Raw genomic sequence first — 25,527 nt, 5'->3', positions numbered from 1 at the left:
TCTTTGATCTTAGAGGCCCCTTTTTTGTCAAATTCTATATCGTTATAAGAACAGCTATAAAGGTTTGGTAACAAATCTCATCTTTATTTATATATCCCATGCCTATATAATTGTAAAAAAATGCGAATTAATGAAACTTATTCGGACATAAGGGGGCCGCTGGATTTGCGTAAGACGGCCGTAGTGATGTGCAGCATCGCAGGGCTTATCCTTTGTTTTTTCACCTCGTTGTCTGTTGGACGAATGTATGAAGCCGGAAGTGCCATGCCCGCAGAACTGCAAGAAGAGCAGGTGAAGTACCGTCTCGTGCTGGTTACACAAGAGCTGAATACCCCTTTTTGGGATAAAGTCGGCGAGACAGCAGTGGAGGAAGCTGCCAAGAACAATGTGAGCCTGCAGGTATGGGGAAGCTATGGAAGCAATGAAGATGATTTTTTAAAAAAGATGGAAATCGCTATCGCTTCCAAGGTGGATGGCATCATCGTGCAAGGCCTGGACACAGCTGAGTTCAAGGAGCTCACCAAAATTCAAGCCGGTCGCAGCGGGATTCCGGTGATTACCGTGGCTAGCGACGTACCGATGAAGGATAGTTTGAGAAGAACCTATGTAGGAACGGATCATACGGCAGCAGGCCGCATGGTGGCCAAAGAACTGATATCCAAGCTGGGAACTAAAGGTACAGTCATCCTGATCGGTGGCAGCAGACAGCAGTATGACCAGGATCAGCGTCTGAAAGGAATCCAGGAAGTATTACAACAATATCCGGAACTTGTAACTGTATACGCGGAGACCTCTGATGAACGGGAGAAGGTGATCAGCTCTGCAAGAGAGATGATGAACAAATATCCGAATGCGGATGCTTTTGTAGCGGTGAACACGCATATTACCGATGCCTTGGTTAATGCGGTTGGTAAGCGCTATCAGAGTGGAAAATATCTCATTTACTCATTTGATGACAGTCCAGAGACCAGATTTCTGCTGGAGAGAGGCGAGCTGGACGGGATGATTAAACAATCCCCCGAAGAGATTGGACAGATCAGTGTAAACCTGATGGTGAGCTGGCTTGATGGGAAGACCGTTCCACTGGACATGAACGGCTATTACACAGATATCACCATGATTAAGGCGAAGAACCGCCCATGAATATCAGTATTCTGAAAAAGATCTGGATTCTTGCCGCCGTCGTCCTCAGCCTCATGGCTTCCATTTGGATCGCGTTGACTTATTACAATCAGCAGACCCAGGAGCAGTACAACGATATTTTGCAGCGGTACATCAGAATGAATGAAGCGAGCATCGCCAGTAAAGAACTGATCTCCTCATTAAATAATTATTTACATTCACCTGAGCCAGCGCAGAAAGAAGTTCTGGGAACTAGCAAACAAAAGGTCCGTGAAGCAAAATATGAAGTGTACAAGCTGCGCAATACCGATAATGATTTTGAATTGAGCAATTATATCAATCTTATGGACAGTCTGACAGAGACCGTAGATCGGACCCTGCTGCTGCAGGCCGAGAAGGATACAGAAGAAGCAGGTAAAACGTTTGCAGAAGCTACCCGCATCTCTATGTACATCTCTGAAATGACCCTGACCCTGATTGATAAGGAATTGAATACGTATTATCCATTTTATCAAGGCATTATGGAAAAGTCAGAGGCTTTGAAAAGGCTGGGCTTGTGGCTGCTGTTATTAATTACGTTCCTGCTGATCATGTTTACATACTGGTTCTCCTTAAGTATCACGAGGCCGCTATTGTCACTGAGCAGAGCTGCCAAAGAGCTCTCACGGGGAAGGTTCGATTTGAAGATTGAAGTGCAATCCAGTGATGAAATATCGTTTCTTGCCAAAATGTTTGAGCGAATGAGGGTTAATATTAACAATTTGATCATGGAAATCCAGGAAAAGGCTCAGCTCGAAAAAGAGCTTCAGGATAACAAGCTGCTGCTTCAAGAAAGTCAGCTTCGCAGTCTGCAGAGCCAAATCAACCCGCATTTTTTGTTTAACACGCTGGATACGATCTCCAAAAAAGCCTATCTGGAAGGATCCGAAGAAACGAGTGACCTTCTGGTTAATGTTGCGGGTCTCCTGCGGTACAATCTCAAACGCTTAAACCGCTCGGTTACACTCTATGAAGAAGTGCGCGTGCTTCACCAATATGTAGAGATTCAAAAAGCCAGGTTCTCGGAAAGATTACAGTTTCACTCCGAAATTGACGAGTCCTGTCTGCACATCCAGGTTCCCGGGCTTACGCTTCAGCCCATTATCGAAAACGCTGTCATTCATGCTGTCGAGCCCAGAGAAGAAGGCGGAGTGATTCTGTTTGCGATTAGGGATGAAACGGATCACGTGTGCGTAGTTTTTAAAGACGATGGTCCCGGCATTCCAGAACATATTGTATATTCCATTCTAAATGAGCAAGATGTTGAGTTCAGCGGACATTCCACCGGGATCGGATTCAGCAATGTCGTCCAGCGTCTGAGATTGTTTTATCATGTTCCGAATGTTATTCAAATTGAAAGTATTTCAGGTGTAGGAACGAAAGTCATCTTAAATCTGCCAAAGATAAGGAGCAGCGAGAACGATGTACAAAGTACTGATCGTGGATGATGAACGGATAGAGCGGGAAGGGCTTCGTGTCATTCTACAGCATGGTCACCCGGATCTTGTGATAGAAGAAGCATCGAGCGGGAACGCTGCGGTTGAACTGGCCCATACGTTTCAGCCGGATCTTATTCTAATGGATATCAAGATGCCGGGTATTTCGGGTCTGGATGCGGTGCAGATCATTACAGAAGAAAATCCTTTTATTCGTTTTATTATGGTCACAGCGTTCGACACCTTCGACTATGCGCGCCAGGCCATCAAGCTGGGAGTTAAGGATTATCTGCTCAAGCCAAGCAAAGCCCGTGAAATTGTAGCGACGGTTGGCCGAGTGCTGGAGCAGATTGGAGAAGAACGCATGTACCGTTCCCAGCTTTCTCGCCAGCAGGCTGCTATGGAGAAGACCATGCCGCTGATCGAAACTGATATCGTGACCCAGCTGTTATTCGATCATGTACATGATATCCACTTGCAGGAGCTGCTGGATCTGCTCGGCGGAGGTTCGTCCAATGAGATGTTTGCCATCAAAGTCACATTACCTGAGAACACAGACTCACTATATGCTTCCGTAAAAAAAAGAATAAAAAACACTTCCTCCTGCTGGGTTGGAGCGATGTGCGGTTTACAAATCCCGGTGATCGTCTTCCGCAGGCCTGACCGGTCCTTCCGCGCTCAAGCGGTAGATCTCGCCCAAGAGATTCTGCGAGCGGCATCGTCTTCAAAAGAAGGATGGTTTGTGGGAATTGGCGGTGTATACAGCTCTCTTCACAATAGTAAACAATCTTTTCAGGAAGCCTTAATTTCCTCCATTCACACAACATCAGCGGTCAAGTACCGGTTCTACGAAGATGTTCCGGTGGTCAACTCGGTCAGAGAAACAATGAATTGGGAGCAGGAAAAACAGCTGCTGGATCATATCAGGCAGGGGCATTGGAAACAGGTGCTTGGCAGTGTGATGGAACTGATCGGTTCCTTTGAACAAGAGCAAATCACACTTATTCAAGCGCAGCAGCGGATTCTGGAGGTACTGTGGATGACCTCAAGGTTGTTGAACGAACTCGGTATTATACTTCCTGCTCCGATGTATACCTTTCAAGCTCAGGACTACCGGCAGTTCCGTGCGGAAACGCTAGGCATCCTGCAGCAGCTGGAGCAGGCTTATGAACAGTTTTACCAGCATGCATCCACAGAAACGATTCATACGATGAAGCAATACATTTTGGAACATTCCCATGAGAACATTTCCCTTGAGATGATCAGCAGACAGGTGGGCTTGAATCCGTTTTATATCAGCAAAATGTTCAAGGAACAGCTTGGCATCAATTATATTGATTTTTTGACGGAATGCCGAATCGAACGATCGAAGCATCTGATGCTGGATCCTAGCAAAAGTATGAAGGAAATCACATATGAGGTCGGATATCATGATCCGAATTATTTCAGCAAAGTGTTCAAGAAATCGAGCGGCCAATCTCCAACGGAATACCGAAAAGCACTGCTGCAGGGAAATGAACAAAGGCCGGTGAATGGATCACCCATGACTTAGAAGGAGGCTCTATGGGAAAACTGAAATCATTGTTGTTACAGGTTTTGGCTAAAGTTCCGAAAGGGCTATGGGTGCTGGTCGTTGTAATGTCTGTACTAGGAGTATTTTACTTGCCTGACTATTTGAACCCTGAACCAGAGCCTCCGGCAGTCCACACCAAGACACCGGACGTTGACGTTGATCCTGCAGCAGAAGCGGAGAAGGTTGTTATCGGGTTTTCGATGGATACGCTGCTGGAAGAACGCTGGCTAAAGGACCGTGATTTGTTTAAAGAGGAAGTCGAGAAGCTGGGGGCTGTAGTCGATGTCATGGCGGCGAACGGGGATGATGCGCTGCAAATTGTTCAGGCCGAAACGCTGATCAGCCGAGGTGTTGATCTGCTCGTTGTGGTTCCTCATAACGCGGAAGCCATGGCGATGATTGTGCATAAGGCACATGCGGCAGGTATCAAGGTTCTCGCTTATGACCGGCTCATTCGCAATGCCAGTGTAGACATGTACATTTCGTTTGATAATGAGGAGGTAGGCGAGCTTCAGGCGCAGGCGATCACAGCACTCGTTCCCCGCGGCAAATATGCCTATATTGGAGGAGCAGAGACCGATAATAATGCACTGCTGCTGAAAAAAGGGGTGTTCAATGTGCTCCAGCCCTTCATCGAACGAGGTGATATAACCGTTGTATATGACCAGTGGACCGAGGATTGGGAGACCGCTAAGGCCAGGGATAATATCAAGGCTGCCTTAGATGCGAATGGTAATGACATTGATGCAGTGATCGCAGCCAATGATGCCACAGCGAATGAAGTCATTTTGGAGCTTGCCGCAAGAGGCCTTGCCGGAAGAGTTCCGGTTGCCGGACAGGACGCCGATCTGACAGCAGCAAAACGAATTGTGGAAGGAACACAAACCATGACGGTGTATAAACCGATACATTCTATGGCTGAGGCAGCGGCTGCCATTGCAGTCAAGATGGCACGGAATCAACCCGTCACATCTAACCGGATGATGAGCAACGGCCAGCTGGGGGTTCCTTCACTCCTGCTGACGCCCATTGCCGTGAACCGACAAACGATGGATGATACGATCATTGCGGATGGCTTCCATCTGCGGTCGGAGGTGTATGGTACGGAATAAGCCTGATCCGACCGTTCCGCTTCTACAGATCGGTTCTCACTCTACGTTAAACATGTAAATTCCTATAGCCACAAATAAAACGCTTAATAGCGCCAGGACACCTCCTGGTGCTTTTTTTTTGTGTTTTAAGCGCTAAAGACTGGCGGGGTGCAAAAAAGTACAGACGATCTAAAAAAAGTGCTATGAATGGTTTCCTGAAGATACATGCTGCGGTGCTATATTCTAGTTGTCTTAAAACTTTGTAGATGGAGAGGGGTTCACCAATCAATGCAAAAGATACTTAAACCTATGGCTTTTATGCTGGTTATTATGTTGCTGGCTGTCTTTACAGCAGCTTGTAATCAGAACAGCAGCGGCAAAGTAAGTGTCGGCATCGTGCTGCCGACGAAAGACGAGCCAAGATGGATTCAGGATGAAGAACGTTTCAAAGCAGCACTGTCTGACTCGAAATACACAACGGAGATTTTGTTCAGCCAAGGGTCTTCGGCCAAAGAAAAAGAAAATGTAGAAACGCTAATTAACCGCGGTATTCAAGTGCTGATCATCTGTCCACAGGATGGAGACGCAGCAGCTGCAGCGGTCGAATCAGCCAAGAAAGAAGGCATCACGGTCATCTCCTACGACCGGCTAATCACAAACACCGATGCTGTAGACTACTATGTCACGTTTGACAGCGCAGCAGTGGGAGCGGCACAAGCTCAGTACCTGGTGGATCATGCGAACGGCAGCAATGTACCGCTGTATCTGTATGCAGGTTCCGCCGGTGACAACAACGCATTCCTGTTTTTCCAAGGTGCATGGAGTGTTCTTCAGCCTAAGATTGCTGACGGGACATTTAAAATCGCCAACTCCAGTGAAGCTGAAGCTCTGAAAGGCACAGCCGAGCTGTCCCGCGACCAGCAGAGCAAAATCATCGGCCAAGTGACTACGAACTGGGATCCCAACGAAGCAAAGAACAAAGCTCAAACGCATTTGACAGCAGCAGGCAGCGACCTGAAAGGGAATGTTGCCATCTTGGCACCGAATGACGGCACCGCCCGCAGCATCGCGGACGTTTTTGGCTCCGACAGCGCGATTACAGATTACGTGATCACAGGCCAAGATGCCGAGAAAGCATCCATTCAATACATCATTGATGAGAAGCAGTCGATGACCGTATTCAAGGATGTGCGGACACTGGTTCAGGATGCCATGGGTATGGCGGTTACAATTCTGGATGGTAACACACCGGAAACGACCGGTTCTTATGATAACGGAAACATTGAAGTGAAAGCGAAGCAAACCGATGTGATCGTGGTCGACAAATCCAATGTACAAAAGGAAATGGTCGACTCCGGTTATTACAAAGCGGAAGACTTCACCGGTCTGTAAGCTTCAGCATGGAAGCGTTGAGGGATAGAGGACTCTATCCCTTTTACGCAATCCATAGTGACTGTCCCATCGAAGGAGGCAAGCCATGAGTGAGAACATTTTGGAGATGCATCATATCAGCAAGGAGTTTGTAGGGGTCAAGGCGCTGTCTAACGTTCAGTTCGACGTGAAAAAGGGTGAGATCCATTGTCTCGTCGGTGAGAACGGAGCTGGAAAGTCTACATTGATGAAGGTGCTCAGCGGGGTTTATCCTTACGGTTCATATGAGGGAGATATCTTTTTTGATGGCGAGATCCAGCAATTTAATGAGATTAAAGATAGTGTGCAGGCTGGCATTGTCATCATCTATCAGGAGCTTGCGCTGTTTCCGGACTTATCGGTGTATGAGAATATTTTTGCCGGGAATGAAGTGAAGCGGGGACGGCTTGTGGATTGGAACCAAACGATCAAGAAGTCCAATGAGATGCTGGAAAAGGTCAAGCTAAAGGTGAATCCGGAAACACTGGTCAAGGATCTGGGAGTCGGGAAACAGCAGCTGATTGAAATTGCGAAAGCGTTAAGTAAGGAAGTGAAGCTGTTAATACTCGATGAGCCTACAGCTGCGCTTAATGAAGATGACAGCGAGAATTTGCTGGAGCTTTTGCGTGAACTGAGAGAGCAGGGGATCACGTGCATCATGATCTCCCATAAGCTCAAAGAGGTCATATCGATCGCCGATTCGGCTACCGTACTGCGGGACGGAAAGACAATCTGTACGCTTGATGCAGCGAAGGGTGAGATTACGGAAAAAGCCATTATCCAGAACATGGTCGGCCGCGAGATCGAGGATATTTACCCGAAGCGTCCTAACTCCTCATACGGTGATAACATTCTTGAACTGAAGAACTGGACAGCGTATGATTCCATGCTGGGTCGTCCTGTCGCGAAACAGATCAGTATGCATGTACGGAAAGGTGAAATTGTCGGAATTGCCGGGCTGATGGGTTCAGGGCGAACCGAGTTAGCGCTTAGTGTCTTCGGCAATCCGAAAGCCTACAAGGTCGAAGGAGATATGCTGCTTGCCGGTAAACCGGTGAAGTTCTCGCATACGAGCGATGCGATCAAGGCCGGTATTGCCTATGTGACGGAAGACCGCAAGGGCAACGGATTGTTCCTGGCACAAGATATTAAGAGCAACATTACGGCTGCACACTTAAAGGGAATATCGGAAAAGGGCATCATTAATGACAATGAAGAAATCAAGCAGGCAAACAAATATAAAGATTCCATGTACATTAAGGCACCTTCTGTAGAACAGCTTGTCGGGAAGTTAAGCGGAGGGAATCAGCAGAAGGTATCCCTGGGTAAATGGCTGTTCGCCGGTCCCCAGCTGTTAATTCTGGACGAACCGACACGCGGCATTGATGTAGGGGCTAAATTTGAAATTTACTCTATTATGAATCAGTTAATTAGCAGCGGCATGAGTATTATTATGATTTCTTCGGAGCTGGGCGAGGTGCTTGGGATGAGTGACCGTATCTATGTGATGGCGGAAGGCGAGTTAAAGGGCGAGCTCTTGTCTGCCGAAGCCGATCAGGAAAAAATTATGCAGTTGGCGACACAGTAGGAGGGGTGCACATGCAAATTAAACAAAACCGGGATCCGATCAATTCCGTCCCACAGCCTAATTTATTGCAAGAAACTCGACATTTGGTTAAAGAAAATATTCGGGATTACGGCATGTTTATCGCCTTGTTCGTCATTATACTTACCTTTACCATTATGACGAACGGATTATTTATGTCTTCCCGTAATATAAGCAACCTGCTTGATGCGACCGGATATATCGCTGTACTGGCCGTTGGGATGACGCTCGTCATTGTGATCCGTCAGATTGACTTATCGGTGGGCTTTGCAGCCGGTTTTCTGGGAGCTATCGCCGCCATACTGCTTACACAAGCCGGAGTATCTGTATACATTACAATTCCCATTATTCTTGTTCTTGGTGTTGTGCTGGGAATGGTGAACGGTCTGCTGGTGGCGAAGATCGGGATTCCGTCTTTTGTAGCCACCTTGGCGGGAATGCTTGTGTACCGCGGAGCTTTGCTGCAAATCACTGAGAAAACCGGAACCATTATTGTAAAAGATACTCATTTCAATGCGATCGGTAATGGATTTATTCCTTCTCTGTTTCAAATACAGGGTCTGCATGTTCTGAGTTTGGCCTTGGGTCTGATTTGTATCATCCTGTATGTTTCAAGTGAAATTTCTACGCGCCGCAACAAAGTGAAGTATCAATTTGAGGTCATGTCAAAATCTATCTTCGCATTGAAGTTAATATTTATTTCGGCCATCATTGCCTATATCACCTGGATTCTGGCGGGCTATAACGGGTTCTCGTGGACGGTGGTCATTATGGTGCTGGTCGTACTGATTTATCACTTTTTTACTACAAAAACGGTATTGGGCCGGCATATTTACGCTGTGGGCAGCAATCCGGAAGCGGCACATCTCAGCGGAATCAGCGTCAAGAAGATTACCTACATCGTCTTCGGCTCCATGGGCATGCTCTCAGCCCTATCGGGGATTTTATTCACCTCCCGTCTGCAGTCGGCTACGACCACGGCAGGGACATTGTTCGAGCTTGATGCCATTGCTGCAGCTTATGTCGGCGGCGTATCGTCTGCCGGAGGTGTCGGAAAAGTCACAGGCGCCATCATCGGAGCGATCGTGATGGCCTCGCTGTCCAGCGGCATGAATTTGTTAGGTGTCGGGATCTCCTACCAATATATGATTCGTGGGGGCGTTCTGGCCGCTGCCGTTATCTTTGATGTGATGACTCGCAGAAAAGGTGCATAAAGGTAAGAGTAGCTGTATGCTGTGATGGCATGCAGCTTTTTTTGTTTGTTTATCGATCACATAAACGTGCTTTGATCATAATTTTTGTCTGTATACTATACACTAGAACATTATTGCGGCAGAGTGGTGGTTATTACCGATGACTCGTTTCCGTAACTTTAATGCCACTGCTGCGTAGTATGCAGAAGATATGTCAGCCAAGATGAACAAACCTACATAGAAGTTGAGGTAAATCATAGATGATAAACGAAAATAAACAGGGTGCAGAAGACGGGTACAAGCATGCCGAGCAGAAGGCGGCACGATATTTGGAGCAGCTGCAGACACAGATCGATCAGCAAGAGTATGCAAAGACGCTGATTGCTGATTTTACTTTGTGGGGAAAGAAGCATAAAAGATCTGCTTTCTCTTTTTTCGCGGGAAAACGAAATCAGCCGGGTAGCGGGGATATTTCTACTTACTTGCAGTGGCTGCAGTATAAAGGGCGTCTGGATGATTACTTGAAGCGCAGTGTTACCTATATGTATATGAGAGATTTAGGTTTTTCTCTTGATTCGGTGCAGACGGAAAAACGCATTCAGGAGATGAGTGATCGGCTGCGGGGCCGGATTATATCGACGGCTCAGCCTCATGGTCAGAGCGGGAAATCGGATTGGTTCAGTCTGACCGATGTATACCGCTGGGCGCAAAAGGAGCATGTGGAGTCTGCCGTTATATGGGTTATTGGCAAGCTAAAGGACACTGCTTCACATATCCCGCAAGGGATGGATCCGGAGAATGCGCAAAGAAAACTGATCAAGATTATCCTTGGTGTAGTTCTCCATGTGCTTGAGGAGGTGCAGGAAAATACATCACCTGAAGAGCGAAGCCGGCGGCTGGATGAGGCCATTCGCCTGGGTTACTCTTACGGCCTGACCTATCCCTTCATTGATGACTTATTGGATTCGGATGTATTGAACGCTCATGAGCAGCAGCAGTACTCGAACATGATCCGCAGTGCGCTGCTGACCGGTGTTGTCCCTAAGCCAGGGGAATGGGCGAACCATCAAAAGGAACTTCTCACCTATGTGTATCAGGAACTGAAGCAGGCCTTCGAGTACATTCATTCGGTTCAGAGGCGAGAGACTGATGCGCTGTTCTTTGAACAGGCGTTTATCTTTTTTCATGCCCAGGAAGAGGACCGTGCCAAGAACCTGGAAAACAGTGAATATACTAATGAAGAATTGTATATCCCGATTATCCTGAAATCTGCTGCTTCCCGCTCCATTGTGCGTTCTGTGATCGCAGCGGATTATGATGAAGGTTATGATCAGCGTACCTTTTACTATGGACTATATAACCAGCTGGCCGATGATTTTGCAGATATGTTCGACGATATGGAAAAAGGCGCGGTGACCCCTTACACGTATTACATGCAGCATCATCAGCAGCGACCGGACCTGATCAACCCGTTTGAACTCTATTGGGCTGTGATTCATCATTTAATCCATCATGTATATCACGGCCATTCTGCAGCGCAGGAAGTAATCCTGGACCGGGCAGTCAATGGGTTGAAGCGATTCCGGGAACGGCTTGGAGCGAAGCAATACACAGAGATTATGGAGAGGCTGGTACTTCAAAATTCCTCGCTGATGACGTTGCTGCAGAACATGGTTCTGAGAGCAGATCATGTGGATTTTTTCGATAAGCTTCTTCGTGATCAAATGGTGGAGTCGTTAAGGAGTAACCGGACTGAGCAGGAGCAGTTTCATCAAACGGTTCGTGAGGTGCGGGAACAGATTAAGCATGGTCTGTCTATCGAAAAAATGGCAGATATGCCCTCCATGAAGCAGACGTTAATCGATGCAGCCAATTACAGTCTTCAGGGAGACAGCAAGCTCATTCGGCCGATCATTGCATATGTGATGGGTGTAGAGGAATACGGACTGGATGGGAAAGATATTTTTCCGCTGCTGCGATCTCTGGAATACATGCATACGGCCTCGCTGATCTTCGACGATCTTCCTTCTCAGGACAATGCTTCTGTCCGAAGAGGGCGCTCCACACTGCATCAGATTCATAACAGTGCGACGGCCGAACTGACCGGATTGTATTTAATACAGAAGGCGATGGAAGAGCAGGCATCTTTAGCAGGTTTTGATCCGCTTCGTGTTCAGTCGCTGATGAAATATTCCTCCCAAAGGGCCGGAGACATGTGTGCAGGGCAAGCGATGGATCTACACTCCAGAGGCAGGAAGCTTACCCTGGATGAGCTGAACATGGTTTGTTTCTACAAGACAGGCATCGCATTCGAAGCATCACTTGTGATGCCAGCCATTTTGGCAGGAGCGGGTGTTGAAGACATTGAGGTTCTCAAGCAGTTTGCCTACCATATGGGAATCGCTTTTCAAATCAAGGATGATTTGCTCGACGCTAAAGGGGATCCACAGCTGCTTGGAAAACCGACAGGGATGGATACCAGTAATGACAATTCGACCTTTGTAACCATTCTTGGATATGAGGGAGCAGAGCAAGCCTTGTGGGAGCATTATTGTGACGCCATAGAGATGCTGCAGCATCAGCCCCGGAACAGCAGTTTTCTCCATCATTTGCTGAGTTATATCGTGACCCGTGACCGCTAGGTCCGGGTTTTTAAATTTGAATTTAAGGGACAGTTGTGTTAGTTTACTGGGATAACATTTTCGAAAGGGGATTACTGTTGAAAAAAAGCATAGTGGTAATATCTGCAGTTTTATTTTTGGCAGGCTGTTCTGACAAGACAGAATCCAATTCGATTAACCAGGATATGGAAGGGAACCAAGAAACCATTGTTTCAGAAGAGGTTCATCAAAGCGAGAAACAAATATATTTAGATAAATTAAATGCTATTGAAGAAAAGAATATTGAATTTGAAAAAGTTATCCAGAAAGCTGAAGCGCCAACTCCGGAATTACAAATCGCAGCTGAGAAAATTTTCACAAGTTGGGATGATATTTTGAATGAAGTGTACGGTGTATTGAAAAAGAATTTGTCTGAGTCTGAAATGGCTGATCTGAAAAATGAACAACTTCAATGGATTGAATTGCGTGATCAGACCGCTGACAATGCAGCTGCTGATTATTTGAATACCACATCATACGGAATTTATTTATCCCAATCCTTAGCGAAGACAACAAAAGACAGAGTGTATGAACTTGTGAACCAGTACATTGAATGAACCCAGTAACTTATAATAATGAAATAAATGAAATAATTGAATGAACGGTAACGGGTTTAGGATTCAGTGTAAAATTCATTTTCCTTAAACACAATTACACAAAACTCGTATTTTGTACATATGTTAGTTTCTTTATTAATCCAAAGGATCTCCCAGTTGGAGATCCTTTTGTGTCGGAGGACAAGAACATGTACCTTTTGCCGTTACTTGCCCCTTTCCTCTTAGATTTCTTGTTTAATAAAAAATTAAACCCCGTTGAATCTAATCATTCAACGGGGTTTAAAAATTCAATTTTTTAACATATAGATCAACTGATTTTTGGAGTTGGATGTTCTCATCATCTGGTTTGCTCATGACGATCATTGCAATTTTTTGAGGTGTAAACGAAAACATAGATTGGATTGCTTCTTTGCTTAGTTCATCCTGATTCGGACAATTGCATTTGATAACTGATTGTTCTGAATCTAAATGATAAAATTCAATGGAACTTGATGAGCCATTTTCGTTCTGGGCAAATTTAAAAGCTATGTTCGGAAAACACAAATCCCTCATTTTTTCAATTTCATCCCAGCGAGGAACACTAGTTTCTTGACTTCTCTTCCCTGCTATACTCAACCACGCCTTAAAGAAGTTGTTACTAAACGTAGTCACTATTTTTTCTAGTACCCAGAATAAACTGTTTGGATGGATTCCCCCCGATACACTCATTTGATGACTGACAATTTGGTCTGTAAAGTACTCTAAATGATCCCTTATAATTAATGGTGATCTATAGTAAGAGTTATTCTCCATCGTTCTGCACAGATTATTACAGTAGAAATATTCTTCCTTTAGCAGGGACTTTCTCCAAAAAACATAAGCATATGCATACGGACATATGATGGGAAAATCAGCGTTTTGGTTGAGCTAACCTGCCCGTTAGTTCAATGATTATATTCAATTTCAATTCAAAATTCGGTTTAGTAACATAATCCATATAATGCGTTTTTCCATCGAAGCCTAAATTAGCTTGATAAAGTGTATGAATAGCTGAGGCTGTAATCAATGTTTCAAACTCCATATTCGTTGAGATTAACTGCCCATTAGCTTAAAGAAAAAGAAACCGATCATATTAGTCGACTGGTCATAACCCTGTCAAGTGGACAGGGTTATGATCACTGAATATTTCGTAAGCCCAATATGTTGGATTCTCATGAAATATAGGATCTACTTCGCCTGTTAGATCCACATCTTTCCACAAACTGTTAATACGATCTACTGCTTCTTGTTTCGATATCCCAAAATATCTTTGCATGTCTTCAACTATTGAAAGACAGTATCTATAAGAATATTCATTTGTATTAAAATTAAATACGATCTTCATTGAATCACTCATTCCTTATAGTATCTAGTATTAGTCGTTAACACGCGCATAGAGGACAAACTTGAGGGAGTTAACAGGGTTAGGCTGCAGAGTTGGTTACCAGCATCGATATTTCCTTGATCAGCAGCCCAGTCGAGCTTAACGGTCCGGACACCTTGACGACACCTCCCGCACTTGTACAATAAAACCGGACGCAATTGCTTTACGGGTTCATCGTCATTTCATTGAATGTGGGCAGGAGCCCGAAAAACCTATATGAGGGAAACTTAATCGTAAAAAAGCTCAGCCCAGGAAAAAAGCCTCCAGATCTACATCGTCTCTTAATATTTTGGATTTGTCTACGCCAAACTCGACAGCCAAATCCACGGAAGCGGCGGCAAGGACGGCTGCATTGGCATCCACGTCAAAGGCAGCCTCGATCAAGGAATCGAATCGCTGATAAGCCGCATCAATGCAGGCAATAATGTCCGCGTAGGCTTGATCAATCTGGGCCAGAATTGATGCGGTATATGCATCCAGCTTTGCCTTCAGCTCCTGCTCCTTCGCTCCCAGCCGTCCCTTAGCAAAACTCCAAATGAAGTTTGCGGTGACAGTACCGATGATCGAGCCTAGCACGGGGATCGGGATCAGTATTTGACCGATAGCCCCACCCGTAGCAGCAATACCGGCCTCTATGCACAGAATCTGGCCCTGGGTCACAAACTCATCCATTGTTATTCGGTCTTTCGATACATCGGCCATAAGCCAAGACAATCCTATCATCCCGCTGGCAACTGCACCGGCAAACGGCGCGGAGAGGGAAGTCAAGTTTGTTAAGGCATAAATCGTTCCTGCAGTAACGCCGCCCTTGGCTCCTGCCTTTACACCTTCCATACCGACTTCCTTCCAATCCTCTTTATCAAAATCCTGAATCCGCCGGCCGTCTTTAACCTTGCGGTAGATCGTCGTAATGACGCTTAATGACGCAGCGATGGTAGCGGCGGCCCCAGCGGCTTTGGCTCCTTCTTTAATGGAAGGTCCTCTTTTACCTTCAATCGCTTTGGCCTTCTCCCGCGCTTCGGAACGGATTTCCTCCTTGATGAGATGATTCTCATCCACCAGTTCATCCTGGTATCCCGAAACCGTCCCGCCGACCCGGCCGAGCTGAACCTCATCATAGTTCGAGACGGAAGGACGGACGATGTCATCAAAGCTCCGGCCGGTCTCGGCTTCAATTTCCTCGACTTTGCGAAGGATCGCACGGACGGATTTGTCACTTAAATCGGCTGGCCGACCTCCTGCCCGGACTGCTTCAATAACATGGTATTGATCCTTTGGAATAGAGTAATTCATGGAAGCATCCCGGTAGGTTTCAAAATGATCCAGCACATGCTTTAGGGTGTTATTCGTGCCATTGATAAATTTGGACTGGAATTTGACTCCATTTAATATAAAATCCTCCGGCGCCGTGCGGCCCACCCCGTCAAAGGTCGCCACCTCTCCATTCCCCTTTATAGCCGACCACGCATTCCGGACGTTGACTTCCAGATGCTCCGCGACCTCACCGTGTTTGGTCTGCTGTGATCCAAGAATCCGCTCCGGGTCCGACAAGAATTGCCGCATCTTCATCATATGTCCAAGTGCTTTTTCAAGATTTGCATTTTGCTGCTTCTCCGCCGCGAGCGCATCCTTAACCACCTGATCCAGTTGCGATGCATGCGTCTGCTGCTTCCACTCATTAAACGCCCCGATACCGCTGGCCGCAATCTGGTCCTTCAATATATTAGAAGACATAGCTACAGACATTTTATTTGCCTACTTCCTTCATAAATAAGGCGGACAGGCTTTCCGTGTTATTAATGATCGCTCTAAGTAAATGCCGTTCATCCTGCGAGAACTCAGCAAAAGAAGTAATGCTCTTCGTCATGCTCGTAAAGGAGATCAGGCTTTTCTCCAGGCCCTTGGCCAGCTGCTGCGTGGACTCCTTCAAAGCGTTAATTTCATGCGTAGTTGCCTCTAGGGTCCTGGTCACCTTCACCACCTCTACCCGCTCTTTATCCGCCTTGATTGCCGCTTCCTTGTTCTTTTTGCTGGCAAAAAAGCCGCCCGCTGCCAGACTCGCCGCGCCAATCCCCCAGCCAATGGGTCCTGCCAGTGCCAGTAGGGCGCTGCCACCCGCCATTCCGCCGCCGCCGGCGGCTAGCGCGCCGCCGCCTAACCAGGCTAATGCTGCATTCGTAGCTGCCGCACCCGTCAACCCCGAAATCGCAGCGCCTGTAGACGCTGTGCCGAAGGTTGTAGCAATCGCCATCGCCGCCGTTGGAGCAAGTGCCGCTGTCGCTACACCCGCTGCAACTCCGGCTACCGTGCCGCCGCCGGCCAGCTTGATCATTTGTTTTTCATCATAGGATATTTCCATGAGCGCCTTAAAGCTTGCCAGATTTACCCGGACCTGCTGAAAGGTTTTTTCGAATTCCTTAGGCGTGTTAGCCAGTGTATTTATGTATGCTTCCACTTTCTTAATGACATCTAAACCATAGGTTCTTGTATTATGTAATTTAATAGCGCTACTTTTCAGCGATTCTGAAGAGGTTTCGTATTTTTTGACGGCACTTTTCAGTTTTTCTATGGCTTCCTTTTTCATGGAACTGTTCAGCATATTATTTAAACTTCCTCTCTTCAAATTAGGATTATTTACATAGTAATATATTCCTAGATTCGTGACCAGAACCCTTGTAAATAATTCTATTGGCTGAACCGATGATCGTAGAGTCCCTACCGATCTCAATTCAATCTCCTGTGCATATTAACTTCTAAGGGATAACTGAACTGACTCTTGTCGCCATGAAAAGACACCTCCAAGGTTGTCTCCATATCTTACGACATGGTTGCATTCTCTTGAAGGTGATCTAATTTTTCTTACGTTATGGGATCAGTCCCTTTTTCAAGTTACCTTTGTTTTTCACAATTAGTATCGATCACTGAGTCCCAAATTGCACTCCCAATAAGGTCACTATGCTTGGTTTAATGTCCTATCTTCTGCGGATGACTCCAGTAAGAGCAACATTAAGTGAATCGTCAATCCTTTTGGCGACTCCTTATGTATGTTCTTATCCTCTAACATGATATTATTAACTCTTAAATTACTTAGTTTTCAACTAGTATTAAAAACACAGTCATTTCATTGCTGTGTTTTTTATTCAAGAAGATGTTAAAAACATTTCGGTAATTATTCTATTCGATTTTTGACACGCAAAAATAAGCATTTGGTGGTTTTATCTGAATGTATTGATGCGTTTTGAAACTTTAAAATTAGCTCTAAGAACCTTGTTTTATTATCAGTACTGTGGATGTTTTTGATATAAATCATAAGCATTTATTTCTTTTGTAATTTCACACCAATTCGTACGCTATTTGAAAAAATCATATCCCAACACATCTTATCTAATTACATCCTATATTTTTAATAAGTATATATTTTATTGAAAAAACAGTATTGAAGACGATTAATCTCTCTAGTTTACAAATATTCAATTTCACATATATTCTTTATTTTGTTTACACTGGTTTCTGATAAATAAGGGACACAAAAATAAAGATTTTTTTGAGCCCGACTAGCAGCGACATAATATACTCTATGTTCTTCATTATTAATATCTGGATTTAACAAAAAACCTAGATCTCTACTTTCATTATAATTCTGGTTAGGTTTAGGTTTAACAACAACTAGAACATTTTCAAACTCACCCCCTTTTGCTTGGTGAATGGTTCGATCAAAACCGACTTTCTCTTGGTTTTTAATAAGTAGAGCTAATTCAGCGTATTTAGTCGTCCTGTAAAAGTGTTCTGCAGGCGTTTGAGCACCCTTTCTTCTTTGAAAATTAGGTAAATGAATAATGTTCAAAGCCTTTATTTTTTCATAGAATTCTATTAGTGGATTAGAACTATATTCTGAATAAGAACTTAACAATCCGTGAATAATTGAAATGGCCTGCCTTTGGCTATCTTCATCTATCAGATGCCTGCTTACTTCACGAATTGCTTCCTTATAGCTTTTTTGTCTTGCAAACTCAACAGCCTTCATCAGAGAAGCTATAACTTTTCTTCGATTATTGTTGGAATCATTATCTATGAGAATTGATTCAATTGTTAATGATGAAATATTAGCAACATACTCCACTTTATCCCTCATAGAGTTTGCTGCAATATTAGAATAAGAAAGAGTATACAAATCGTTTGAATTAATTAAACCTCGAATATAATTAGCAACAGAAAAGGGTTCTCCAACAAGAAGAAGTGGCTTGTTTCCTTTTTTTTGTTCAGGACTTTCTTGATTAATATCTGTCCGCATTTTATTTAGCAGATTTAAGATTTCTTGTGTGCTTCTGTGGTTATCTTTCATTTTATAAACTGACATGTCTAACAAAAGGAAATTGTTGAATTGTTCAACGTTGGCCCCTTGGAAGCTGTAAATGGATTGTGCACTATCACCTATTACACCCAAAGTAGTTTCTTTCTCTGTGATTAATTTCAAAATTTCAGCTTGTATGGAGCTTGTATCTTGAAATTCATCGACAAAAATATAAGGAAACTTAGATCGAATGACTCTCAGTGTTTCAGGATGGTTATGCAATATTTCCCACGACAAAGCCAGTACATCGTCATAATGCAATATCCCCTTCTCCCAAAACAATTTTTTATATCTATACAAATCAGCATGCATATCAACTGTTTTTCCTCTTACATGTAGCTTGCAAAAATCTCCTTCAATAAACCAGAATGTTTTTTGAATTAACTCCTTATTCGATAAACGATGTCTGGTTCCCAAGTTGGTTCGATCAAAGTAACCAGAAACGAGATGTTCTGATGGTTTCATATTTTTTGTTACCCTAATATCGTGCTCACTCTTTATTAGAAAGGCAAAGGGCTTCAGTACGTGCGTAAATAAAAAACTATGAATGGTACACACCTCAATATGATCGACGCCTTCATCTAATCGATCTACAATAGTCTCCACACCAATATTGGTATACGTAATGCAAGCTATCTTTTTATTTCTTCCAAGGCGGTTTGAGTGGTGTAAAACATTACGTATGTGGTTGACTAAAAATCTAGTCTTACCAGCTCCAGGACCAGCGATTATCTTGAAGTGATTATTTATAGGAATGCTCATATCTGCAGTAATTATTTTTTGAGAATCCATTCTATCGCCTCCGCTATATATTTCGGTACTTTGAATGGTTGGGGTTCTTCCTTCAGCAGATTTGCTTCTAATGTATGGGCCAATTCAAAGGCATTTTCTCCCTTACTTACTGAATTCAAATATCTGGCGGCCAAAATATGTTCTCTTTTATCCTGTCCTTCATATTTGATTATGTTAACTCTAATCCTTTGATTTAATTTACCTCTTCTATTCAAAATTTGAAGGAGTTCCTCTGTCTTATTTCCCTCCAGATAGCTGTTAAACAATTTATTTAACTCCGAATAATTAGTCATCCCTTCAATAAGTAGCAGCGAATTACCAGGGTTTTCATAAGCGAGCGAATATTCAAATGTCCGACCATTACCAACATCTTGAGAAAAACATCTCATATTGTCTGATAACTCTTGATCAATTAATTTATTTGAGTATGGCTTATAGGAAAATTGTTCCGGGTCTAGCCCTAATTCGAACGGATAACATTTTTCTAGTTTATCGGCTTCTAATTCAATCTCTTGATCACCGGTGCTTGTTTCGTCAGTATCTGAATCTGCCTCACTAACTATGCTTTCTGCAGATTCCGACGCATCTTCACATTTTTCGGGTAGTTTTTCCCTTAATGGATCTAAGTCAGTGATACATGCAATGGGTTTGTGGATAGTATGAGGTTTTGTTTTATCAAATAGTTTAAGAAAGTGATTAAAAAACCGACCATTGATATTAATGACTGAAACATGATTACTTTCCAGATCCATACCCAGATACCTTGCAAATAGGGACATCGTCAATTGCTCTGCAAGTCCTTCTACCAAGATAACTGATTTTGCAAACAACATGTCTGATTTTGTAGTGTCCAAAAATCGTTCAACATAAGCCTTCCCAGCAGAATCGCCTTCAAAGATCTTACCTAAATAACCAATATTCAGTTGCCCTTGTTCTGTCCGATGAAAGCATAAAATTTCATCTAAAGGTACAGCCGAAGTTATATTAGGAGAATGGGTTGTTATAAAGATTTGACGAGCTTTGCTCTTTCCATTCTCTCTGAGAAATTTTAAAAATTTATATTGCATTGCAGGATGTAAATGAGCTTCTGGCTCCTCAATCACCAAGACAGGGAACGTTTTAGCATTACTCCCAAGATAATCTCCTGACGCATCTTTTTGCATTTTTGCTAGCAATAAAGACATAAAAATTAAATTATTATAACCAAGTCCATTATGGGTAGCAGGTATAGAAATGCCGGTTTCATACTTCACGATGAGTCGTAACGCTGAATATAATTCTGAATCCAGAATATTTCCATCAAAATCAGGAAATGCATTTCCAAAAGATGCCCCCGTATCATTGGCATAACTCAACATTTCTACTTTTCCTGAATTCATACGATCTTTAAGCGACTGAATAAGAGTTGCAGCATTACGAGAAAATTCTTTCTTCAATTGTTCTATCTCTTGCAATTGAGTTTGTTTATCTTTTCTAGAATTTTTGATACTATAGTCCATAAAAAAGTCAATCACTTCACGCAATAAAGTGTTCCTTCCCGTAAATAGATCGCGTTCAACATCACGAATTGCATCTATAAACTGGAAGTCGATTTTCTTTAGTGATTCATTATCAGCCACTTGTTTCAGACTTAAATCCCCAGCATAAATATTGGTCTTATACTTCCGCAAAAAACTATGTTTAATAACTTGCCAGTAATCTTCCGTAATATCCGAAGTAATGTTTGTCATTGCTTGTCTGTAGTCTTCTTCTTCTTTTTCTGGCAAATAAAACATATAAGTTAAACTGGCTTTATACGGTTTGTTTAATTCAGTAAGCCAATTTGAAACAGTCACCAAATCCTCTGAGAATTCGGCTTCATCCGCTGACTCGGTAAAGGTTACCGTGATTGAAATTCTTGGGGAAGCTGCTTTCAATTCACTTATAATCACTTCTTTGTTGAAATCATCGACAGTCAGTCTTTTTGAAGATCCAACGCTTAAAACTAGTTCCATTGCTTTAAGTAAATTAGATTTACCTGAGTTGTTGTGTCCTATTATTACGTTCATTCCCTCGTTGAATTCAACAATATTGTTCGGTCCTTTAAAATTACGAAAGTTCTCAATATTAATACTTGAAATATACATCTATAAATCCTCCTAATCATCATATGTTAAACATCAATATACATCCTATGGCCTACAATAATGCTACAACTAATATTTCTAATATAGGTATAATTATCTATACATTTTAGCACACTCTATCTTCTTACTCTTACAGAAATTTCTTATTAATTATTTGATCTCACGTTCTAAAAAGGTTTCTAGTAGATTAATATTCGGTTAGGAGACTGCCCATTAGTTGAGTAGAAGACCTTCCACACCCCTGTAAGTACCTTTCGGTATACGGCGGTTCAACCGCTTGAGTGCAATTGACGTAGACACTCGTACTGGGCAGGGAAGACATAATACCCTATCTGTGCGAGTTTTTCGTTCGTTGTGGAACGAGACAGTACGGCGCTTCCCTCGATACGCCAATACCCAGGTCGGGAGTTCACTCACGGGTATGTATGACCTTCCGGTAACCCTAGCTTACGCAGGTGCTGTACCTTCTTCTCGGCTTCTTCCAGCCCTTCTCAAGATTCGTTTTGCCAGCTAGCCGTTTCTTCTTTTTTATTGAACTATCCTGCCCGTTAGTTTAAAAAAAGGGTGTCTTATCTTCTTTATTTGCAGCAGCCATCAATGAGATCATATCGGTAATGTAACAATGTTCTTGTCATCTGTCGGGAATGTTATCAAGTTCTTGTCATTGCGTTTTGACAAGAACTTGATAACATAAATAAAAAAAACCGCATAATTAGCGATTTCTAATGTTGCTATGTTTTTGTCACCCGACACATATTCATAAAGCCATTCTTTTCTCCAAATGATATTCATTCAGTTAGCCCCCTTATGTGCCAGAGCCATGTAGATTTCAGATTCAATGTATCCAATTCAATGTATCCAGTAAGTTTAATCGCCTCTAGCCATTGCTGCGAAGTAATGCATTCATTCTGTTCACCATGAGCCCCATATATTTTCAAAGCATTTTCGACTGAGTAAGCAAAATACTCCATTGGAATCTCAAGATCTGAAGACACGCCATGTTCTCTTCGAAGTTCCATAAATTATTGATGAATTGTCCCTGCATCATTCTCAAGTCGATAGCCCTTATCGTATCCTTCGGGAAAAAAGTATCGGGTGTAGCTCCAACCACATTACTTAAGATACCAATTTATCATTGTATCTTCATTACATTCAATTGCTTCCCAACCTGCACTAAGAATTTTTTCCTTCGTGTTTATATTATTGGTTAACATGAGTGTAATAAATGAATCATAAACACTTAAAAATGCTGTCTCATTAGTTTCGTCCGTTACAATAATTTCTGAAGGTGCCATTTCATAAAAGTTTTGAATTGTAATATCATCTACTAGTATTTCGTCACTCGTATCAAATATCGGCTCTGTGTATTGAATTTTTGTCATTCCTTTTGATTTAAACACTTCAATTATGGTTGGAATTAAGAACTGAGAGATCTTATCTTCGTTAGGCAAATATACATCTTCTTGCAATCCTTGTTTAAGTTTCTCCATTAAATCAGACCTTGCATAGAACTTATTTAATGCAGATATATATGTTTTCATCGCTAAAGCTAAACTCTTTAAGTCTTCAAGTTCAGTTAGCTTTAATATTTGACTCCACAAAACAGGTTTACCATACTCAATTATTTCCTCATTTGTTGGGTATGCATATTTTTTATTGTTGTACCAACCTTGCGGCATCTGAATAAACGGATTAGTAATAATTAAAGCATATTTATATTGATCTTTGACCTGATTTAATATTGATGTTTTTGTCATCGATCCATATGTAATCAAGCATTTATTTACATCCTTTATTTTTATTCATTTCGATGATTTCCTATAACATTGTTGTATTCACGAACCCTCAATGGGGTAAGCGCGTAAGCGCGGGCCCGACGGACTTAGCCAGTGTAGGGTTGTCGCCTGATTCAACTTCTCCGCAATCTCGAATACCAGACGCGCAAATATCTTGTTAGGTAATCTCCCAGACTTCAAAGCATTTACTATCAAAACGTTTATTCTAATTTATTAGTTTATTTAATATTTCATTTACCAACTCTTCGGCTGTTAATTCTTAGCATCAATAATAATGTCAGCGAAAGATTCGTACAAAGGAGTTCTCTCTTCGTATAACTGTAATAAGGTTTGATTCTCTCTTAAAACGACACCTCTTTGTTTCACGTTAGTTTATTTCGACATGAAGGCCGAATAACATAACCAACATGTCCACCATGTTCTAGTAAATTATCATTCAGATAATGACGCAGTTTCCCATACCCACAAGGAAAGCCATCTATGTATAACCAGTAAATAGTTTGTTATCTATTAAAATCTGATCATTTGATTTCCATTCATACTCAACCTTCTTTTCTGCATCAACAATTGCACTTTCCTTCCCAGTTTCTTCATGAAGTTTTTGAAAAGTCAGATCTGAGAATGTCACACTTAAGTGATTAAATTGAATTAACTCTTCATTACTTCCTTCAACAGGTTGAGATGCTTGCACTGCTTTCCATGAACCAATAAATAAAGACTTATGATGTTTCGAACACCCAGATATTGTCGGGAATGTTATCAAGTTCTTGTCATTGCGTTTTGACAAGAACTTGATAACACGTGTCTGTTGATGGATCTAAATACTGGGCCTGAAGTTACGTTAGCAGCATCTAACCAAGACAAATACGATTTCACAGGACATGTAGCCACGTTCGCTCCATATGGTAATTTTGATGATGGATGGACTCTTTCCCTTCAAGAAAATCTCGATAAAGCGTGTTACATATTTTTGAAGCATGCGGTATTCTACTATTAAAAGTGCCAGGATGGCATCATGTCAAAAGCCAATCAAAGTGGCTTCTTTCAGGCAGGTTAGTTGACATCTAACTTAAATTTCTGACGACTACCGCCTTCTGGACCATTTGTAATTAACTCGTCTAATGGAATGAAACCAAACTTCTGATACAACTTTCTCGCAGGCTGCCCATCTGGAATATCTTCACCAAATGTAGTAACTACTACTTCTGATGGAAAAGTGATAAGTCTCAAAACATGATCTACCAAAGCAGTTGCTATTCCCATATTTCTCGATTTCGATGAAACAGATAACCAACCAATTTTATATTTTGGGGCATTTGATGCTGAAAATAAAATTCCACCGAGCAATTTAGAACCAGGTAATCCATCATTCTCTCTAACACAAAAAGCGCTATCTTGATTTATATTCTTCTCTAATGCTTGTATAAACTTTAGATCATTTACCATTGGTCCAAATAAGTATTCAACCTCAGAAGCTAGCTCTAACCACCCTTTGAGGTCATCTATTGTTGCAGTTACAACCTTCATAAATAACGCCCTTTCGTTTAAAATTTTTGCTTAGTCATACGGATATCTTTAACTGATTCCATTTTTTAGGACAATCCCGCTACTGTTATCTATTAAACAACATAATTTTAGAAAAAACTTATCTTTATTGAACTTTCGTATCCCATTAGCTTAATCACTCGGACGACTTGCCTCCGTCATCTACCTTCTGTTGTTGCCGGATCTTGACCAACTGATCATACCGCGCACGGATCTTTGGGATTGCATTTTCGAATAACTTCTCGTGTCTCTCTGCTGAGAAACGATCGAGTTCCTCTTTCTGCTCCGGGCTGACCTTGTACACTTTAGCTGTTATGATCTCGTCTGTTTCAAACACCATTGCTTTCTCCAGAGCCTTTTTCTCTTTGTCCATATTCGACACGTTCTCCTACCTGTTTTTTGCAAGTGAAAAATGCTGAGTTTTGCTGCGAAAAGTGCCGAGGTCACTTGCCAGCATAATCGTTACTGCGGAATTCGGTCCATAGCCTGCTTGAGACGGAAGCTCTCGCCTGTGAAAGAAAGAATATGAGCATGGTGTACCAGACGGTCCACTAAAGCAGAAGTGAGCTTGGTATCACCAAAGATCGAGGTCCATTGTCCAAATTCGAGATTGGACGTCACAATCACGCTTTGCTGCTCATAGCAATCGGCAATCACGTTAAAGAGCAGCTCGGATCCGGTCTGGCTAAAGGGTACATATCCGACTTCATCCAAAATGAGAAGGTCCAGTTTTCTCAGCTGTATTTCCCCGTATTTGTTCGCCACGGCTGCACTCATACGGAAGGCCTCATAACCGTGTTCCGGCAGAGTAAGCAGAACAGCACGGTC

General features: G+C 42.8%; 22 protein-coding genes. 9 read left to right on the top strand and 13 right to left on the bottom strand.

The window, feature by feature from the left end; all coding sequences use genetic code 11:
- Positions 1–165: 165 nt before the first annotated feature.
- The 9 genes from HII30_RS08635 to HII30_RS08595 all read left to right on the top strand — a co-directional run bounded on the left by HII30_RS08635 (position 166) and on the right by HII30_RS08595 (position 12,687).
- Complete coding sequence (locus tag HII30_RS08635) at positions 166–1,143, top strand: substrate-binding domain-containing protein (protein ID WP_169504620.1); 978 nt, start codon at positions 166–168, stop codon at positions 1,141–1,143.
- Positions 1,140–2,609, top strand: coding sequence for a sensor histidine kinase (locus HII30_RS08630; protein ID WP_169504619.1), 1,470 nt, complete (start codon positions 1,140–1,142; stop codon positions 2,607–2,609). Before HII30_RS08635 ends, HII30_RS08630 begins: the two co-directional genes overlap by 4 nt.
- A complete protein-coding gene (locus HII30_RS08625; protein ID WP_169504618.1) occupies positions 2,584–4,149 on the top strand; it encodes a response regulator in 1,566 nt (521 codons plus the stop codon). Before HII30_RS08630 ends, HII30_RS08625 begins: the two co-directional genes overlap by 26 nt.
- A gap of 11 nt (positions 4,150–4,160) precedes the next feature.
- On the top strand, positions 4,161–5,282 hold the full coding sequence (locus HII30_RS08620; protein WP_246246208.1) for a D-xylose ABC transporter substrate-binding protein: 1,122 nt from the start codon (positions 4,161–4,163) through the stop codon (positions 5,280–5,282).
- 267 nt (positions 5,283–5,549) lie between these two features.
- Entirely contained in the window at positions 5,550–6,653 is a 1,104-nt protein-coding gene (locus HII30_RS08615) for a sugar ABC transporter substrate-binding protein (RefSeq protein ID WP_169504617.1), read from the top strand.
- An 85-nt stretch (positions 6,654–6,738) separates the two neighbouring features.
- A complete protein-coding gene (locus HII30_RS08610) occupies positions 6,739–8,259 on the top strand; it encodes a sugar ABC transporter ATP-binding protein (protein WP_169504616.1) in 1,521 nt (506 codons plus the stop codon).
- Positions 8,260–8,372: 113 nt separating this feature from the next.
- Entirely contained in the window at positions 8,373–9,491 is a 1,119-nt protein-coding gene (locus tag HII30_RS08605) for a sugar ABC transporter permease (RefSeq protein WP_246246216.1), read from the top strand.
- Between the two features lie 239 nt (positions 9,492–9,730).
- Complete coding sequence (locus tag HII30_RS08600; protein WP_169504614.1) at positions 9,731–12,112, top strand: polyprenyl synthetase family protein; 2,382 nt, start codon at positions 9,731–9,733, stop codon at positions 12,110–12,112.
- A gap of 77 nt (positions 12,113–12,189) precedes the next feature.
- Positions 12,190–12,687, top strand: a complete 498-nt coding sequence (locus tag HII30_RS08595) for a lysozyme inhibitor LprI family protein (protein ID WP_169504613.1) — start codon at positions 12,190–12,192, stop codon at positions 12,685–12,687.
- 279 nt (positions 12,688–12,966) lie between these two features.
- Here the strand turns inward: HII30_RS08595 and HII30_RS08590 are convergent, their stop codons facing one another.
- The 13 genes from HII30_RS08590 to HII30_RS08530 all read right to left on the bottom strand — a co-directional run.
- On the bottom strand, positions 12,967–13,479 hold the full coding sequence (locus tag HII30_RS08590; RefSeq protein ID WP_169504612.1) for a hypothetical protein: 513 nt from the start codon (positions 13,477–13,479) through the stop codon (positions 12,967–12,969).
- A 97-nt stretch (positions 13,480–13,576) separates the two neighbouring features.
- The gene (locus HII30_RS21450) at positions 13,577–13,747 is read right to left on the bottom strand and encodes a hypothetical protein (RefSeq protein ID WP_211184500.1); all 171 of its coding nucleotides are present in this window, start codon (positions 13,745–13,747) and stop codon (positions 13,577–13,579) included.
- Positions 13,748–14,332: 585 nt separating this feature from the next.
- Positions 14,333–15,823 (bottom strand): hypothetical protein, encoded by a 1,491-nt coding sequence (locus HII30_RS08585; protein WP_169504611.1) that lies wholly within the window; start codon positions 15,821–15,823, stop codon positions 14,333–14,335.
- 13 nt (positions 15,824–15,836) lie between these two features.
- Positions 15,837–16,688, bottom strand: coding sequence for a hypothetical protein (locus HII30_RS08580; RefSeq protein WP_169504610.1), 852 nt, complete (start codon positions 16,686–16,688; stop codon positions 15,837–15,839).
- 861 nt (positions 16,689–17,549) lie between these two features.
- On the bottom strand, positions 17,550–19,232 hold the full coding sequence (locus HII30_RS08575; RefSeq protein WP_169504609.1) for a UvrD-helicase domain-containing protein: 1,683 nt from the start codon (positions 19,230–19,232) through the stop codon (positions 17,550–17,552).
- Positions 19,214–21,358: an ATP-dependent nuclease gene (locus HII30_RS08570; RefSeq protein ID WP_169504608.1), complete on the bottom strand. Its 2,145-nt coding sequence runs from the start codon at positions 21,356–21,358 to the stop codon at positions 19,214–19,216. The genes HII30_RS08575 and HII30_RS08570 overlap by 19 nt, the downstream gene beginning before the upstream one ends.
- Before the next feature lie 603 nt (positions 21,359–21,961).
- The gene (locus HII30_RS08565; protein ID WP_169504607.1) at positions 21,962–22,150 is read right to left on the bottom strand and encodes a hypothetical protein; all 189 of its coding nucleotides are present in this window, start codon (positions 22,148–22,150) and stop codon (positions 21,962–21,964) included.
- Entirely contained in the window at positions 22,147–22,377 is a 231-nt protein-coding gene (locus tag HII30_RS08560) for a hypothetical protein (RefSeq protein WP_169504606.1), read from the bottom strand. The genes HII30_RS08565 and HII30_RS08560 overlap by 4 nt, the downstream gene beginning before the upstream one ends.
- A gap of 93 nt (positions 22,378–22,470) precedes the next feature.
- The gene (locus HII30_RS08555) at positions 22,471–23,115 is read right to left on the bottom strand and encodes a DUF2711 family protein (RefSeq protein WP_246246207.1); all 645 of its coding nucleotides are present in this window, start codon (positions 23,113–23,115) and stop codon (positions 22,471–22,473) included.
- A gap of 517 nt (positions 23,116–23,632) precedes the next feature.
- Positions 23,633–23,941, bottom strand: a complete 309-nt coding sequence (locus tag HII30_RS08545) for a hypothetical protein (RefSeq protein WP_169504605.1) — start codon at positions 23,939–23,941, stop codon at positions 23,633–23,635.
- 266 nt (positions 23,942–24,207) lie between these two features.
- Complete coding sequence (locus HII30_RS08540) at positions 24,208–24,681, bottom strand: GNAT family N-acetyltransferase (protein WP_169504604.1); 474 nt, start codon at positions 24,679–24,681, stop codon at positions 24,208–24,210.
- Between the two features lie 154 nt (positions 24,682–24,835).
- Positions 24,836–25,072, bottom strand: a complete 237-nt coding sequence (locus tag HII30_RS08535) for a hypothetical protein (protein ID WP_169504603.1) — start codon at positions 25,070–25,072, stop codon at positions 24,836–24,838.
- 89 nt (positions 25,073–25,161) lie between these two features.
- Positions 25,162–25,527 (bottom strand): ATP-binding protein (locus HII30_RS08530; protein ID WP_246246206.1); only part of this gene is annotated, 366 nt, incomplete at its 5' end.

The sequence above is a fragment of the Paenibacillus lemnae genome, from assembly GCF_012933385.1.
Taxonomy (GTDB): domain Bacteria; phylum Bacillota; class Bacilli; order Paenibacillales; family Paenibacillaceae; genus Paenibacillus_AQ; species Paenibacillus_AQ lemnae.
Note: the sequence above shows the minus strand (reverse complement) of the source record. Positions and strands in the feature narration are given on the sequence as shown.